The sequence below is a fragment of the Paenibacillus dendritiformis genome (genome assembly GCF_021654795.1).
Classification (GTDB): Bacteria; Bacillota; Bacilli; order Paenibacillales; family Paenibacillaceae; genus Paenibacillus_B.
Window position 1 is genome coordinate 270,191 of sequence record NZ_AP025344.1, and the last position, 13,984, is coordinate 284,174.

A 13,984-nucleotide genomic window follows, 5' to 3' on the forward strand; every position below is an offset into this window, starting at 1 on the left:
ACAACTAACAAGGCTATTGGTGAACTTTCAGGGTGGTTTTATACCGCCTGCCTGATGCTTAAGTCACCTAAGTGTGACGGGAATTCTGTAGATTCAATCAATTTCTCATAACGTTCTTCCACAAACTTCACAGCCAGAAAGTCAGAAACATCCTTGGAGTACGGCATTACGTTAAGGCTTGAGAACTGCATATGATCGTCCTTATCGTTTTGCACAAAGAACACGCCATAAGTATTTCGTGATAGGACATCGCAATGAATAATAATGGCGTTCATGCCTCTTATTAGGGCATTGAATAGTAAGAACGGTATGGCTCTATCACTTAATTCTTCGCACACGTATAGATATTCAGATGGTCTGTAATCAAACGGAGAAGTCTGCATTCGATCTGCTTGCCATTTGCGAATTGTGATGCCTCCCGTACCTGCCGCACAATCGTAACCAGTACCTTCGCTACCAACCAGTGACACAAGCAAATCTGCTACACATACAGGAGTGAAGTCTTGCTTCTTGTTTTTACGGTCAGCGTGCTCATCTTGAAAGTAGTCATGAAACCAATCATATGAAACGTCGAAATCGAAGGCTTCAAGAAAGTTCATAAACAACTCTTCCCGTTTTTTGCGGTCATACAGAATTTCCATTATTTTCGCTGGTGCTTGGTAGGAGTCGCTTATTCCAAGCAATTTATTGATATTTTTCATTTCAATCACCTCGACCGTTCTTTAATTAATTTTTCGATTTCCTTTTGGACGGTTAATTTAGCCATTTCCAACATGCCGATCACTTCGTAGTGATCCCAATCGGAAGTTCCTAATTCGATATTCAAACCAGTTTCATTTCGTTCGATGATTATTTTCATTGCGGTACTTTTCACCTCGATTGTTCAAGAAAGTTTTGTGTTACTACTCTATCGATTGGTGATCACTTCACCCTGAAAGTTGCATACCCCGTTTATCCTCCTTAGAGGGGGGGCCGAAGCCCCTGGCGTTACATCTGCTTGATTGCAGCTTGCATTGTAGGTTCTTTCCAGATTGTCAGTACTTGCGACTTGTACCGCTCGATTGCTTCCGGCGTGGCGCCGCGTGATTTTCGAGCGGCTATTACCCGTTGTATTGCTGCGATTATATCCATCGGTTCGTACATATTGATAACCCCCATTTATTTGAAGATAACGATCCCCAGAATCACCAAATTGATGAGGGTATTGGCAACCATGACTACTACAGTGACATTCTGCATCTTTTTCATCGTATCCCTCCAGATTTTTTATGGTATACTGTTCTCGACGACCGAATCACTACCCGCCCCGAAGGGCGAGTAGCTTGCTAATCACTTACCTCCTTTTATGAGGAGTAGGACTAGCGTGACGGTGGCGGCTAGGAGTTGGATGATTGCCGTGAGAAGCCCAACCATTTCCTTTGCCGAGACCCGGTCGTCTTTTTGCTGTGGTTCGGTTTGCTGCTCTTGTTGCTTTTCTTGCTGCGGCGGCCGAACCTTTTTGTTCCTGTTCTTTCGCTTGCTTTTTGCCATGTATTTCACCCCTTTCCGGAAGTCTATTTGATTAACATCGTGACTAATATAATCACCTTCCTATACATAATATACAACATAATGATTATGATGTCAATCATTTTAGTCAGGTTGTTGATTGTTTTTATTAGGATTGTTATTATGATGTTAGGAAAAACGGAAAGGGGAGTACCAAATGATCGTCAACAAGTTAAGCGAATTGATGGGCCGGAAACGACTGAAAGTAGCGGACGTAGTTAGAATGACCGGACTGGCCCGAAACACCGTAGCCGATCTGTACTACGGCAGATCATCACAAGCAAATTTTGAAACGCTGAATAGGTTGTGCACTGCTTTGGAATGCAACTTAGAGGACATATTGGAATACGTTCCAGACAACGAACAAGAGCCCCGGGAATAATTACCGGGGCCGGGGCTACTATATACATTCCAATGCTTCTAACAAACTTCTAACCATTCTTCTAACAACATGCAAAACCTTGCGAAACCTTCCGGAACCTTATTTTTATATGAATGTTCATAATTCAGCGAACGAGTCGATATAAAACCTTCCCGTACCGAGAGGTAACGCACTCGTAATGCGTAGGTCGGGGGTTCAATTCCCTTCACCAGCACCACTTACATGTCGATAACGGCGCGGCTTCCGGGCTTCCGGGGGCCGCGCTATTTTTCTTGTTTTGCATGCTCATCTACCGATCATCTACCCTTTATCCAGATAAAGCGGCTTTTTCTCCTCAATTTTGCTGTCCAGTGATTGAATCCCCGACATTGCGAACGACAGCAAATAGAACGTGGTATGCATATGACCGCAAAAAAGACCTTGAAAGCACGAAGCCACTCAAGGTCATTTAGACTAAGCATGAATTGATGCCCATTTTTTAAATATTTCCAGTATCGCGCTAAGATTGTTTGGTCCACCGTACCCCTTAAAAGTGTTTGAATCCAATCATTGTTGCTACGTTCTATAATTGTTTTTGGATATTCCTTTTCCTCCAGATTCGTTTCATTTAAACTAATTTCTGCAGACCAACCGGGGTTATCCAATGTAGCAATCCTGAAACCATAACTATGCTCCCAGTCATTATCGCAGTTCTGTAAAAACCAATTCTCCAACCAAATTAATATATCCATTTTTAATCACCACTTCATAGGGGTTTCTTTCCCTGATTTTCTAGGTTCTCTAATTCCTCCTGGAGTCTTAGGATCATGGACGTGTGGTTCTTTAATCTTTTGCCCAGTTACTTTGTTAAAATGTCCATCGAAATATGGACGCATAATTGCGGAGCCGGGGGAATGAGAAATATCTCGATGAGGGCGCCTGCAGGGCGAGGCGGCGGCTTATCTCGTCACACAGCAAAATTGTCTACATATGGTGCTGGAAGACGGATGGAATCTGCATTTATCAAAAAATGACGTTTTTGAGTATGTCTTGCAAGCAAATAAAAGAGCCAGGGGATAAATCCCGTGGCTCTGATCCGGCTTATTTTACTGTGTACTCATTTACTTCAAAGGTGAGGATGTTGGGGAAGATGACAGAATCTGTTCGTTTGCTAACTGGTCCCTTAGTTGTTTTTCAAGACATCAATTAATTTTTTTGTCCAACTAAAGTCTGTTTTCGTAATGGTATTATCTCCATATTTTTTTCCATCTCTATCGATGGCATAGATAAACATTCCTCCCTTAGGACCATCTTCCGGTTGCCAAACAGCATATTTGTAAGCTCTGCTTGTTTCAAATGGTTCCTGTGCATCCCCCCAGTTTGCACCTAATTCTTCCTGAAAAGAGATCCCCGGAAGAAACTGATCAGGGAGGATCGTATTTTTATAAGTTGCCCATGTACTATCTAATCTACCAGGGTCTCTGCCATAAGCTTGCAGAAACAAGTAATCACAAAATGGAGCTACTTTTCTGAACAGACTATGATTGTCTTTATTTGTATCATAAATAAGCAGTTTGCCGCTATTCGACATTGGTCCTAACCGTTGAGACAGAGCTTTAAAAACACCGAAAGCTTTTGTTTCTTTTTCTTGCGTTAACGTTTCCTCCATATCAATATCTAAGCCATCTAAATTGTAGGGAGTTACGTATTTATCTATTAAGGATTGCGCATGATCATCATATTCTGTGGCTGTGGGCATTGTACCAACACTAGGCACGTTATATAGTTCCCTTATATCAATAGTGCGTATCACTTTGGTTTGACGTTCGTGCAAGACAGGCACATACGTATCACGAAGCGTGTCCCAAAATCGTTGTTCATCTGTACCTGGTTTTACATAGTGGAAGACGGAAACGATATCGATTTCTTCAGGAATGTCCGTCATAGCTGTCACATTAGGGTATGGCAGAGTTGAATTTGCATCATGAGGCATGGTGACATCACGCCATGTTCTATAGTATGCCATCATTACAGGAGCTTTTTGGGCTTCAGTTAACTCGTTTCCTAAAGAAGTTGAAGGACTGGCTGTAATCGTTGAGCCGCTCATTAAAGATAAAATTAAAACGGTCGACAAGATGAGCAACATTGATGTTTTCTTCATAAAAGATAACTCCCTTCCTTAAAATGATAATATTTGAGGCATCAAAGTAAGCGGTTACATTTCAGGGGGGGAATTCCTGTTCTCCTTGCTCTAACCTCCCCAAATAAGTAATCAAGTCTTACTTTTTGACTCCCGATTTGCTTGGCGTAAATTCCTTCCTTTTGCAAAACTCTAGAAGCGCTTCAATGCTAGTCGTTTACTTGTTTCGCGAGGAGTCTCCAGCAGCCCTTATGAGTCAAATACATCAAAGGAGCGCCGCTTTTGCAAAAGTGGAGTCATTTATAATATCGAATAGAAATATAAAAAAATGAATAGACCGTAGAACTTTACGAAGTAGTTGCCGTTGGATTCTGTGTGAGTACATTTTATATTGGGATATTTAGCGAAAAGATGTGTTTGCACAGAGTAAAGCCCCACATAGCATGATTTCAGCAGGCTTCATCGCTAGATATGATGATGACTATGAGAGTGTCGATTCGTTTATACCAAGCAGCGGTAAGTATGAATATGAGTTCGAATACAAAAGGAATTCGGTGCAAACATGAGGTTTTGGCTGGAAGACGAAAATAAAAGAGGCATGCAAATTGTAGTATATGATCCGGACAACAAAGAATATGTGAAGGGACATACCTTATCCAGCAACAACTATCGGGTCCTGCTAGAGACAAAACCGACGAAAGAGGGCACCTGCACCATAAAAATCGTGTCAGACGATGGGTCTGGCGGCTGGGATTATGGATTCAATTCTGCTGTTAGAGCGTATTAAGTAACTATTCAACCAAACCGAGCTGTGGAGGATAAGATTCCACGGCTCGGTTTGTAACAAAGACATTGTAAGCTTGCGCGTCAATCCTCGAACAGGTCATCCATCAGGTCATCGATTTCTTGTTTTCGTTTCTTGGTCTCTACTTTATCGAGGGTGAACTGATTGCCGTTAATGATCACGACGTCTCCTGCCTCAGCTTCTGCCGGCAGCAAATATTTCGGATACTCCACGGTGTGGCCATCCACTTCAATCACGGCGAGATCGCATTCGAATCTGTCGATTATCCCTTTAATCATATGGATTACCTCACTGTCTCGAATTTTATTTTTTTGCCATCGCTGATAGCGGTTATCGTTCCTTGCGTGTCGGTCCGGAATGTTTTCGCGTTCGCTTTTTTGAGCTTGTCCATCGTTTCTTTTTTGGGATGGCCATACTTATTGTCCGTTCCCGCGCTAATCACCGCGTAGTCTGGTTGGACCGCGGACAGGAACTTCTGCGACGTCGATGTGTCCGACCCGTGATGGCCCACCTTCAGCACATCAGCGCGCAGCTTTTTTGGATGCTCCAGCATATCCGCCTCGCTGTTGGCTTCCGCATCACCGGTAAAAAGGAAAGAAGTGTCTTTATACTTCAAGTGTAACACGGAGCTCCATTCGTTTAAATCCTTGCCGTATTCCTTAACGGGGGCGACAAATTCAGCCGTAATGCCTTTAAGCGGGATGGCGACTCCGCTCTTGGCCGTCTTGATCCCCAGTTTTTGCTTTTTGACGGCTTTCAAGAAGTCCTCGTAGGTTTGCGTTGTATGGGATACTTTGGGGGCGTAGACGGCTGTGACCTTGAAGGCGTTGATCACATCGTCCAGACCGCCGATATGATCGGCATCCGGATGTGTCGCGATGACGACATCGAGCTGCTTGACGCCGAGATGCTTGAGATACTTCACGACATCCTGTCCCTTGTCATTGTCTCCGCCGTCGATTAGAATATGTTGACCCTGCGGCGTTCTTATGTATGTGGAATCTCCCTGTCCGACATCCAAATAGTAGACTTGCAGCGTGCCGGCCTTTTGCTTTTGAGGGAGAATCAGTGACGTGCCGGCTTCTTTTTGAGTCGATTTCTGCTTATCGGCCTTTCTTATGCTTCCATCCTTGTTATGATAATGGTATTCCCCGTCTTTCAAGCCCCATTGCGCGCAGTTCGTGCGGCAGGTATGGCCGCCGTTCGCATCGGTCTTGCCGGGATGCGCCAGCAGGGCAGGGGAAAATAGTGCGCACAGCAGTGAAAACACGAGCGCTATCGATACGTATGCTTTTCTCATGGTGCCTCCTCTTTCCGATCCTTTTCTCATCGAAGGATTAAGATATATCTATCATATCATCCCTCCGAGAGCAAGATGAGTACAGAAGCGCTTAGAGAAAAAAGCATTCCGTGCTCTGCCTTCCTCTGGGCGTGGAACAGCTGGACGTATAAATTCACGCATGCTAAGATATAAATAGAAGAGGAGCCGTGCGGGAACACGACTCCAGGGCAATAGCCGCTTCAAAGGCGGTGGCTAGTTCAAAGGTCCAGAAATAGATCGCTACCTTTGCCGGGGGCGGTCTATTTCTTTGTGTGCAGGTATATTAGCAGCGTCACCACAAACGTAAATAACGCGAATATCCACAGCCCAAATTGGAACATGATGGATAGTGCTTCATATATGCTCACAGGCATCGCCTCCCTTCCGGGAGATTAGCCGACCGCCCATAAAGCCATTCTATTGCCTATTTATTATACTATATTTTTCCTGAGGACTTCCATGCCGATAACAGCGCAGCCTCCGGATAACGGGGCTGCATTATTTGTTGCGCCCGGAAATGTGAATACCCTGAGCAAACGGGAGAGCGATCAAAAGGCGGCTGGGGCCCGCTCCACATCAAGCCGTTCTCAAGCATGTCACTCGTTCGACGACGAACAGGGGCTGGATTGTCCAGCCCCGTCTCCCTTCTATATTCCGTGCGGCTTCATGCTATTGGCAGCATGCTCCGCTTTTCTTCTTACCGGAATCCATACTTCGCAGATCGACTCGGTCATCTGTTTGTTCACCCAGTAATATTTTTCGATGCACGGGCCTTCCGCTTGCTCGAAGTTCGTTGAAGGGAACCATTCGGAATAGATGCGCCGCCATACATTCTGAATTCCGAGGCCGCTGTCGGGCTCTTCGGTCAGCGTCTCCCGGCTCTCGAATACCGCGTACGTACGGGCAGGCACGTGAAGAAGGTCGAATCCAGGAGGAGCCTCTACTCCTGCAGGCAGATCGAATCCCATCAGATAACGCTTGGTTCCATTCTCCTGAAAATCATACAGATAGCCGTAGAGCAGGGTGCGGGCCGGTCGGCCGGCAATCTCGTTAATCCGGTCGTGAGTGCCGTCATTCCAGATTTGATCGCCGAACGGGGGAATCTCCTTGTAGGGATCCGCATGAATGACGATGCTTTTGCCGATGACGGTGGATTCCAGCTCTTCCACTAGACGATAGTTCAATTCGCATTCTCCTTTGATCTCGATATGGAAGGAGATTCGTGAGAACGCCTTGAGCTTCACATCCCGCTTCTTGGCAGCGGACGGCGTCACGCCATGCAGACGTTGGAACGCCTTCGCGAACGCCTCCGGGCTCTCGTAGCCGTACTTGAGCGCGGCATCGATGACCTTGCAGTCCGTTCCCGCCAGTTCTTCCGCGGCAAGCGTCAGCCGCCGGTTCCGGATATACTCGGTGACCGTGAAGCCGGTCAGGACATGGAACATGCGCTGGAAATGATAGCGGGAGGACAACGCCGCCTGCGAGATATCCTCGATCTCAAGCGTGCCGGTCAGATGCTCCTCGATATAATCGATAGCCTGGCGAAGCAGGTGAAGCGCCTCCATTGAATATCCTCTCCTTTCGCCTTCAGTGTAGCGGAGAGGAAACGGTTCTTCCTGTCCTTGCGTGCGCCGATTTGTCCGATGAAGGATATATCGGCAATTATATCGATAATCCGCTGGCTGCGGTAGGCTGCCTTGTCGGTACAATATGAGAAGGAGATCGAGAAGCTTCGCAGCGATGTAAAAACTTATTCGGATAACATTTTCTTAACATCCTAAATAAGTAATAAAGTGAAATATATACATGATAAACCGCGGAATCTCAGGCTGGTGGAAAACCCCTGTTTTTACGAAGGGGTGGAGATGTCCATCTACCTAATCAAAACTTGGCACTCAGAGCGTTTCAAGGGGGCATCATCGCGTTAAGTAGGCGCCATTGCCTTCAGGAGGCATCATTGCATTGAGGAGGCGCCATTGCCTTCAGGAGGCATTATTGCCTCAGGGGATTGAACGTGTGGAGGGAATTGCTGCTATTTTACAGGAATTTCGGCTCAATGAGTCCACATCGCGAGGAATTGCTGCACAGCTACATCATTTTAGGCCCTTTTGCTTCAAGTCGAAGCGAAACGGGTGAAATTCCTGCCGTTTTGCAGGATTCCCTTTCTGGGAAAGTTTTCCCTCCCGAATTGCTGTATTTTCGCAGGATTTCGCTTACCGAATAGGCGTAGAAATCGTGCCGTTTTGCGGATTTCGCAATCCAATACATCAAAAAGAAGTGCCACAAAAACCCTTGGACTTTCTCAACAGCCTGGAATCTCCGGGTTATTCGTGTTTTCTTCGCAATTTTTTTGCCATTTTCCAAAAAAGGAAAGCTAAATCCTCTTCTATATGCTCTATATAGGTGAGAGGGAAGGGAGATAAGGATGCCGCATGGATATAGAGAAACTGGTGAGGAAAGCCCAAAAGGGCGACGATAAAGCATTCCTGCTGCTGTATCAGCAGCATGAGGCAGAGATTTACAGGACCGCCTATCTGTACTTGAAGAACAAGCAGGACGCGCTCGATGTCGTTCAAGAGACGGCCTATCAGTCCTTCAAATCGATAGGGAGCTTGCGAGAGCCGCAATATTTCAAAACATGGATCCTCAAAATTGCGATCCACCGCGCCATTTACATGCTCAAGCAGCGCAATAAAGTGATTCCGTTCCCCCCGGAGTTCGCCGAACAAATCGGCAGCTCCAGCGAGGATGACATTCCCCTCTCCTTAACGCTGCAGGATCTGCTCGATGAGCTGGATACTCATGAGAAAAGCGTCATTATGCTGAAGTACTACCAGGGGTATACATTCAATGCGATCGCTGAAATATTGGAGCTGCCGTTAGGCTCGGCCAAGACGATATTGTACCGGGGCTTAAGCAAGCTGCGAAAAAGCGTAAAGAGAGGTGAAATCTCGTGAGTCGTCATCAACGCATTGTCGAGGAAATGGAGAAAATCGAGCTGCCTGAAGAGCTGCATCAATACAGCAAACAGGGAACCGACCGGGCGAAGCGGGAGCTTGCTCCTTCGAGCCGGACGCGCAAAGCGGTGAAAGCGGCGGCAGCCACCGCGGCAGGCCTCCTGTTAGCGGCCGCAATCGGCGCGGCGACATCCCCTACATTTGCAGAGGTGATGAAGTCCTGGTTCTCGCTGCAGAAGGCGGACGGCGGCTTGAAGCAAGCGGCCGACGACGGCTATGCCGAAGCGGTGAATAAGCAAGTCACCGATCAAGGGATTACGCTCCGGGTGAAGGAGGCGATTCACGATGTCTTTCGCATCTCGATTCTGTTCGGGCTGGAACAGGACGGCAGGCCGCTGAACTCCGATCTGCTGTTCGAGACGTTCATTCCGGACGGCATCGATGATGACCCGTACGTGAACCGGTATGAGATTGTCGATGACGAGGGGAAGGTACTGCCGCTGTCTCCGCAGCTGGTTAAATCCGAGAATGACCGGATATTGACGCTAGGGCTGGATGACCTCGTTCCCGGACATGAGGTTCAGTCTCTGTCCGATCTGCCGGATCGGATTACGGTCCGCTTCGATATCAATCAGATCGGCAAGACCCGAGGGAAATGGCATCTCGAGGTGCCGATCGATCTGTCCGCGGCGAAGGCATCGTCCGCTCTCGTGCCGCTCAGCCAACGCTACATCTCGCCGCTTGGCTTCAGCATCGACTTCAAGCAGCTGCGGCACAGTCCAAGCAAGTCGGAATTGCTGCTGCAGGTCGACGAGACGCAGGCCTGGAGAAGCGCGAAGAAGATGGAGCCGATGTTCCGGTATGAGATTACGGATGGCGAAGGGAATATCGTCGCGGCCATGGACGGCCTGCGGCGCGGGGAGTTGGGCATCGGAAGCAGGAATGTGCTCAAGCGTTTTCTGAACGGCCAGGGCAGCATCGGACATATGAAATACCGGCATGCCTTCCTGCCTTTCCCGGATGCGAAGGAGTTGACGCTGGAATTGACGGCGATCTATACGGAGGAACGGGCGGACAAGGAGCTGGCCGTCGCGATCGAGCCGAAGTCGTTGCGGAAGAAGCCGCTTCTGAAGGAGGTGAATGGGAAGAGCGTTACATTCAAGATGCGGGTGAAAGAGGACGAGGATCCGGAACAGATGAAGGATGGCCGCAGCGTCTTTGCAGGCAAGGGATGGATATTGGAAGCCGATCAACAGCTTGGTTCGGATACGCTTGATCTGCAATGGCGCATGGAGGACGGGCAAGGGAAGCCGATACAGGCACAAAGCGTGACCGAGCTGGAACAAGACGAGCAGGGGAATTACCGCAATCGCACTTTATTCTTCTTCGAGGGACAGACTCCGGCGTATGACCGTCTCACCATGTACGTGGACAGCTGGACGAAGAAGATACCTGTGAACTGGAGCATTCCGCTCGTTCCATCGTCAGAGGAGCTTACGCCGCTGGACGAGGTTCCAATATACGAGATGACCGTGGACGAACTGAAGCCCGGCATGGTGCGCCAAGCGGAGCAGGCGCTGCGAGAGCTCGCTCCGGGCATGGCGGCAGAGCTGTACGGCGTCGCGGAGTATTCGGATCGTTGGTTCCTCTACGCGAAGGATAACAGCAGAAGCATCGTGATTGTGGAGAAGTCGACGATGGAGCCAATCGCCGTACAACGCGCCATTCCCTATGGCGAACTGGACGGGAAGCTGCGGAAGACCGTGGAAGACACCTTGCGCCGGATGAACCCGGATCAGCCGGTCGTGTTCGAGGAAGCGGTGCGAGAGAAGTCCGAGGCGAATAACCGTTGGGTGCTACACAACGAGCACGCCGACATCATCATCGATGCGCTAACGGGCAAATTGATGGAAGCTTCACTAAGCTATGAGCCAGGGCGTTTCGATGCCGATGCGAAGGCCGTTGCGGACACCGCGTACTCTTCTTTTGTGCAAGACAAAGCATTGGAAATGACGCATATGGTACAGAGAGTAACGCCGACGCGCCATGTATGGGAGTTCTACCGGGATATGAGCCGATTGGCCGCTGTCGACGTGAAGACGAACCAGGTGCGGTCGGTCGAACAGAGCTTCAAGAATGACCATCCTGGCGATGACACAGCGGCCGGCAAAAAGTATGCCGAACCGCGCTATACTGCAGAGCAGGCCATAGCGAAGGCGAGTCCAGCCGTAAAGGAAGTGTTCGGCATCAACCTGGAAGGCTATGAAGTGAGCATCCGGTTGAACGAATATACGTTCACGCGCCAAGGCGCCGCGACAGTGAGAGGGACCGTGAATGCCAAGGGCGAGTTCTGGAAGCTGGAGCAGATGTCGGCAGAGGACAGCCGGCAATAACAATCGTTATGAGATGAAGGAGGAGTTTTTCCATGAAAATGAATAAACTACTGGCGGTAACGCTGGCATGCAGTCTGTTCGCCGCTACCCCTGTTATCGCTGCGCAAGCCGCTATGAACAATGAAGGACCGCAGACGGTTCAGTTCGCGGATATGGATCGCCAGCATGCCGACGCGGCGGAAAAAGCCATTGCGCAATACGGCAACGGAAAAACATTTCAACTGGAAGAAGCGCTAAAAGGTGAATATTTTGTAGACGAGAAAACAAAAAGAGGGATCTGGTATATCTCGGCCAAGGATCGGAGCGCCGTGGTATCGCTTGATGAAGTGTCCGGCGAAGTGCTGACCGTATCGCTTACTTATGATATGGACGAATTATCCGGAGAGTACGAGGCGAAGCTGAAGTCGGCACAGGCGGCTGTGAAGGAATTGAACGGCAAGGGAGAGCTGTCCTTTGTCCGCGCACATTTTTTTAAAGACAATAACAAAGGGCGTGAAAGCGAGACGCTGTCCTTCCAGACGGAAGACGGACAGTTCGTTGCTATCGACATGAAGACGGGCAAGCCGGGGAACTATATTTTGAAGCATACAGCGGCGGATGTGGATCGCAGCATCGTCGCGGCGGCCGAACAGGCGGTCAAGAGCATGGGAGTGGCCAAGGTGCAGCCATTTACCGAGATTGAGCACCGCCAAGTAGACGGCGAAGCGGCCGGCGAAGTCTGGGAGCTGAAGCGGACCGTCGACGTGAACGGCGATAAGAGCAAAAAGAAATCATTCATGACCGATGGGCAAGGCAGAGCGTTCGTCGTGAAAGAGTCGGTCATTATCGAAGCAAAGACAGGCAAGCCGGTGTCCGTAACGATCCCGTCGAACGAAGCTGGCAAGAAGACGAAGACGCTGACCAAGGAGGACGGCATCAAGCTGGTGAAGCCGATTGCGCAAAAGTTATTCGACGCAGACTTGTCCTCCTATACATCGAAAATCGATAAAGACTGGGGAGACTATAAATTCAGCAGCAAGGGCAAAGAGACGATCGTTGCCAAAATCAACCAAGCCGGCGAACTTGTTCGCATCGAGCGCAAAGTGAAGAAATAAGAGAGATATTCGGAGCGCAAACAAAGCAAGGGTTCCGGTCAACGGGCATAAGATTGGCCGAGGGGGGCGCCGTAGAGGCGCCCGGAAAGTTTAACCTTAATAAGCTGACAGCATAGAACAGCTGCCTTCAGGCCCAGTTGGACCAAGAAGACAGCTGTTTGCATTCAGAGGTCGGATAACATCTGAAAATCATATAAATACACTTCCGGCGAGATGGCATCCTTCACCTTCGGAATGCGCAGCTCCTGCTGCAAGGAACCGTCCGCCAAGCGGTACTGCTCCACCTTATGTGCTTGATGAACGGCATCATAGCGGAACAGATAAAAATAGTTCCCCCGCGCATATCCCATCTCATGATTTCGATCGGATGACGGCTCGAAGCCGGCAAGAGGATACGTCGATCCGGCCGTGCGCGTGTCAAGCGCGAAGGGGAAGACGGTCCCATAGCCATCCACGTAGTACAGCTTCCCCTCTGTCACGCCGAGACTGTTCGCGCTGAGCGAGAAATAACGATTATCCAACTCTTCTCCATACGTATGCAGCGGGTAGACGCAGGCTGTCCGCGATGCGGTGTCGATTTCCATCAGCTGCAGCTTGACGCGATTGTCCGGGGTGCGCGTGGAGAAGACGGCATACAGCTTCCCTTGAACGGATACGATGTCCGTCTGTACGATCAAAGACCCGGTATCCATGTCCAGCAGCGGGTATGTGGCCGATATCAGGTTATCCTGACGAGGCTCCATGGCGATCAGGCTCAGTCCTTGAAGCGATGCATGATCGGAGGTTAAGGCGTATATCATGTGCCCGTCGCTGCCCTGGGCTTCGACGAATTCGCGGATTTCCCGGCAATAGTGGTGGTTGCTGTCTCCCCATCGAAGGATGGATACATAGTCGTCATTCGGAGCGACGCCTTGATTGAACAAGGAATAATATTGCTTGCTGCCGGTCAGATATCCTGACATTTGCCGATATCCGGCGCTTACTGAACACGGGGAGACGTAAGAAGCGGACCCCGCCTCATTCGTCTGCACCTCGATATGGCGCTTGCGCTGGATGATCAGGCTGTCTTCCTCGGGAAGCTTGACCGGAGAGCCCCATTCCAAGCCTTCTCCGAGAAGGGTCTGAATGGAACCTTCCACATTCATGCGAACAAGATAGGATGTCCCTTTATTGTAATACTCCTTCGGCAGTGAGGTGGAATAATAGACAAGGGCGACGGTGTCGTCGAGCCGCACATCGGCCTGAGATGAAGGAAGAGAAGCTGGGTGGCTGCATGAGAGCAAGGTACTGGAGAGGATGAGCAGGCAGAGCAGCAGAGACATTCGCTTAACGGCTCCGGGCGGCTTCGCAGGATTGGGCATCATC

Annotated in this window: 16 protein-coding genes; 5 read left to right on the forward strand and 11 right to left on the reverse strand. The window is 49.2% G+C overall.

Annotated features, from left to right (window positions below; genetic code table 11):
- Window positions 1-38: 38 nt before the first annotated feature.
- The 4 genes from L6439_RS01360 to L6439_RS01375 form a co-directional block, all read right to left on the reverse strand.
- On the reverse strand, window positions 39-701 hold the full coding sequence (locus tag L6439_RS01360) for a DNA methyltransferase family protein (RefSeq protein ID WP_213468657.1): 663 nt from the start codon (window positions 699-701) through the stop codon (window positions 39-41).
- Between the two features lie 5 nt (window positions 702-706).
- Window positions 707-859 (reverse strand): hypothetical protein, encoded by a 153-nt coding sequence (locus tag L6439_RS01365; RefSeq protein WP_213468658.1) that lies wholly within the window; start codon window positions 857-859, stop codon window positions 707-709.
- Between the two features lie 128 nt (window positions 860-987).
- The gene (locus L6439_RS01370; RefSeq protein ID WP_213468659.1) at window positions 988-1,143 is read right to left on the reverse strand and encodes a hypothetical protein; all 156 of its coding nucleotides are present in this window, start codon (window positions 1,141-1,143) and stop codon (window positions 988-990) included.
- 186 nt (window positions 1,144-1,329) lie between these two features.
- Entirely contained in the window at window positions 1,330-1,530 is a 201-nt protein-coding gene (locus L6439_RS01375; protein ID WP_213468660.1) for a hypothetical protein, read from the reverse strand.
- A 175-nt stretch (window positions 1,531-1,705) separates the two neighbouring features.
- Here L6439_RS01375 and L6439_RS01380 point away from each other — a divergent pair, with 175 nt between their 5' ends.
- The gene (locus tag L6439_RS01380; RefSeq protein ID WP_213468661.1) at window positions 1,706-1,930 is read left to right on the forward strand and encodes a helix-turn-helix domain-containing protein; all 225 of its coding nucleotides are present in this window, start codon (window positions 1,706-1,708) and stop codon (window positions 1,928-1,930) included.
- Between the two features lie 296 nt (window positions 1,931-2,226).
- Here L6439_RS01380 and L6439_RS01385 read toward each other — a convergent pair whose 3' ends face one another.
- The 6 genes from L6439_RS01385 to L6439_RS01405 all read right to left on the reverse strand — a co-directional run bounded on the left by L6439_RS01385 (window position 2,227) and on the right by L6439_RS01405 (window position 7,740).
- Entirely contained in the window at window positions 2,227-2,661 is a 435-nt protein-coding gene (locus tag L6439_RS01385) for an Imm53 family immunity protein (protein ID WP_237096704.1), read from the reverse strand.
- Window positions 2,662-3,092: 431 nt separating this feature from the next.
- Window positions 3,093-4,070: an EndoS/ChiA family endoglycosidase gene (locus L6439_RS01390; protein ID WP_168179991.1), complete on the reverse strand. Its 978-nt coding sequence runs from the start codon at window positions 4,068-4,070 to the stop codon at window positions 3,093-3,095.
- Window positions 4,071-4,916: 846 nt separating this feature from the next.
- Window positions 4,917-5,132, reverse strand: a complete 216-nt coding sequence (locus tag L6439_RS01395; protein WP_168179990.1) for a DUF3006 domain-containing protein — start codon at window positions 5,130-5,132, stop codon at window positions 4,917-4,919.
- A gap of 5 nt (window positions 5,133-5,137) precedes the next feature.
- Window positions 5,138-6,154: an MBL fold metallo-hydrolase gene (locus tag L6439_RS01400; protein ID WP_168179989.1), complete on the reverse strand. Its 1,017-nt coding sequence runs from the start codon at window positions 6,152-6,154 to the stop codon at window positions 5,138-5,140.
- Window positions 6,155-6,435: 281 nt separating this feature from the next.
- Entirely contained in the window at window positions 6,436-6,549 is a 114-nt protein-coding gene (locus tag L6439_RS29600; protein ID WP_366925985.1) for a putative holin-like toxin, read from the reverse strand.
- A gap of 273 nt (window positions 6,550-6,822) precedes the next feature.
- Window positions 6,823-7,740, reverse strand: coding sequence for an AraC family transcriptional regulator (locus L6439_RS01405; protein WP_213468662.1), 918 nt, complete (start codon window positions 7,738-7,740; stop codon window positions 6,823-6,825).
- 491 nt (window positions 7,741-8,231) lie between these two features.
- Here L6439_RS01405 and L6439_RS01410 point away from each other — a divergent pair, with 491 nt between their 5' ends.
- From L6439_RS01410 to L6439_RS01425, 4 genes are all read left to right on the forward strand, one after another.
- Entirely contained in the window at window positions 8,232-8,399 is a 168-nt protein-coding gene (locus tag L6439_RS01410) for a hypothetical protein (protein ID WP_213468663.1), read from the forward strand.
- 208 nt (window positions 8,400-8,607) lie between these two features.
- A complete protein-coding gene (locus L6439_RS01415) occupies window positions 8,608-9,132 on the forward strand; it encodes a sigma-70 family RNA polymerase sigma factor (RefSeq protein ID WP_213468664.1) in 525 nt (174 codons plus the stop codon).
- Window positions 9,129-11,525, forward strand: a complete 2,397-nt coding sequence (locus L6439_RS01420; RefSeq protein WP_213468665.1) for a DUF4179 domain-containing protein — start codon at window positions 9,129-9,131, stop codon at window positions 11,523-11,525. The genes L6439_RS01415 and L6439_RS01420 overlap by 4 nt, the downstream gene beginning before the upstream one ends.
- A gap of 32 nt (window positions 11,526-11,557) precedes the next feature.
- Window positions 11,558-12,619, forward strand: coding sequence for a hypothetical protein (locus L6439_RS01425; RefSeq protein WP_213468666.1), 1,062 nt, complete (start codon window positions 11,558-11,560; stop codon window positions 12,617-12,619).
- 164 nt (window positions 12,620-12,783) lie between these two features.
- Here L6439_RS01425 and L6439_RS01430 read toward each other — a convergent pair whose 3' ends face one another.
- On the reverse strand, window positions 12,784-13,983 hold the full coding sequence (locus L6439_RS01430) for a hypothetical protein (protein WP_213468667.1): 1,200 nt from the start codon (window positions 13,981-13,983) through the stop codon (window positions 12,784-12,786).
- Window position 13,984 lies beyond the last annotated feature (1 nt).

Excerpts from the sequence above, each read along its gene's own strand:
- L6439_RS01360 (WP_213468657.1), bottom strand. The coding sequence starts at position 701 with ATGAAAAATATCAATAAATTGCTTGGAATAAGCGACTCCTACCAAGCA.
- L6439_RS01365 (WP_213468658.1), bottom strand. The coding sequence starts at position 859 with ATGAAAATAATCATCGAACGAAATGAAACTGGTTTGAATATCGAATTA.
- L6439_RS01370 (WP_213468659.1), bottom strand. The coding sequence starts at position 1,143 with ATGTACGAACCGATGGATATAATCGCAGCAATACAACGGGTAATAGCC.
- L6439_RS01375 (WP_213468660.1), bottom strand. The coding sequence starts at position 1,530 with ATGGCAAAAAGCAAGCGAAAGAACAGGAACAAAAAGGTTCGGCCGCCG.
- L6439_RS01380 (WP_213468661.1), top strand. The coding sequence starts at position 1,706 with ATGATCGTCAACAAGTTAAGCGAATTGATGGGCCGGAAACGACTGAAA.
- L6439_RS01385 (WP_237096704.1), bottom strand. The coding sequence starts at position 2,661 with ATGGATATATTAATTTGGTTGGAGAATTGGTTTTTACAGAACTGCGAT.
- L6439_RS01390 (WP_168179991.1), bottom strand. The coding sequence starts at position 4,070 with ATGAAGAAAACATCAATGTTGCTCATCTTGTCGACCGTTTTAATTTTA.
- L6439_RS01395 (WP_168179990.1), bottom strand. The coding sequence starts at position 5,132 with ATGATTAAAGGGATAATCGACAGATTCGAATGCGATCTCGCCGTGATT.
- L6439_RS01400 (WP_168179989.1), bottom strand. The coding sequence starts at position 6,154 with ATGAGAAAAGCATACGTATCGATAGCGCTCGTGTTTTCACTGCTGTGC.
- L6439_RS29600 (WP_366925985.1), bottom strand. The coding sequence starts at position 6,549 with ATGCCTGTGAGCATATATGAAGCACTATCCATCATGTTCCAATTTGGG.
- L6439_RS01405 (WP_213468662.1), bottom strand. The coding sequence starts at position 7,740 with ATGGAGGCGCTTCACCTGCTTCGCCAGGCTATCGATTATATCGAGGAG.
- L6439_RS01410 (WP_213468663.1), top strand. The coding sequence starts at position 8,232 with ATGAGTCCACATCGCGAGGAATTGCTGCACAGCTACATCATTTTAGGC.
- L6439_RS01415 (WP_213468664.1), top strand. The coding sequence starts at position 8,608 with ATGGATATAGAGAAACTGGTGAGGAAAGCCCAAAAGGGCGACGATAAA.
- L6439_RS01425 (WP_213468666.1), top strand. The coding sequence starts at position 11,558 with ATGAAAATGAATAAACTACTGGCGGTAACGCTGGCATGCAGTCTGTTC.
- L6439_RS01430 (WP_213468667.1), bottom strand. The coding sequence starts at position 13,983 with ATGATGCCCAATCCTGCGAAGCCGCCCGGAGCCGTTAAGCGAATGTCT.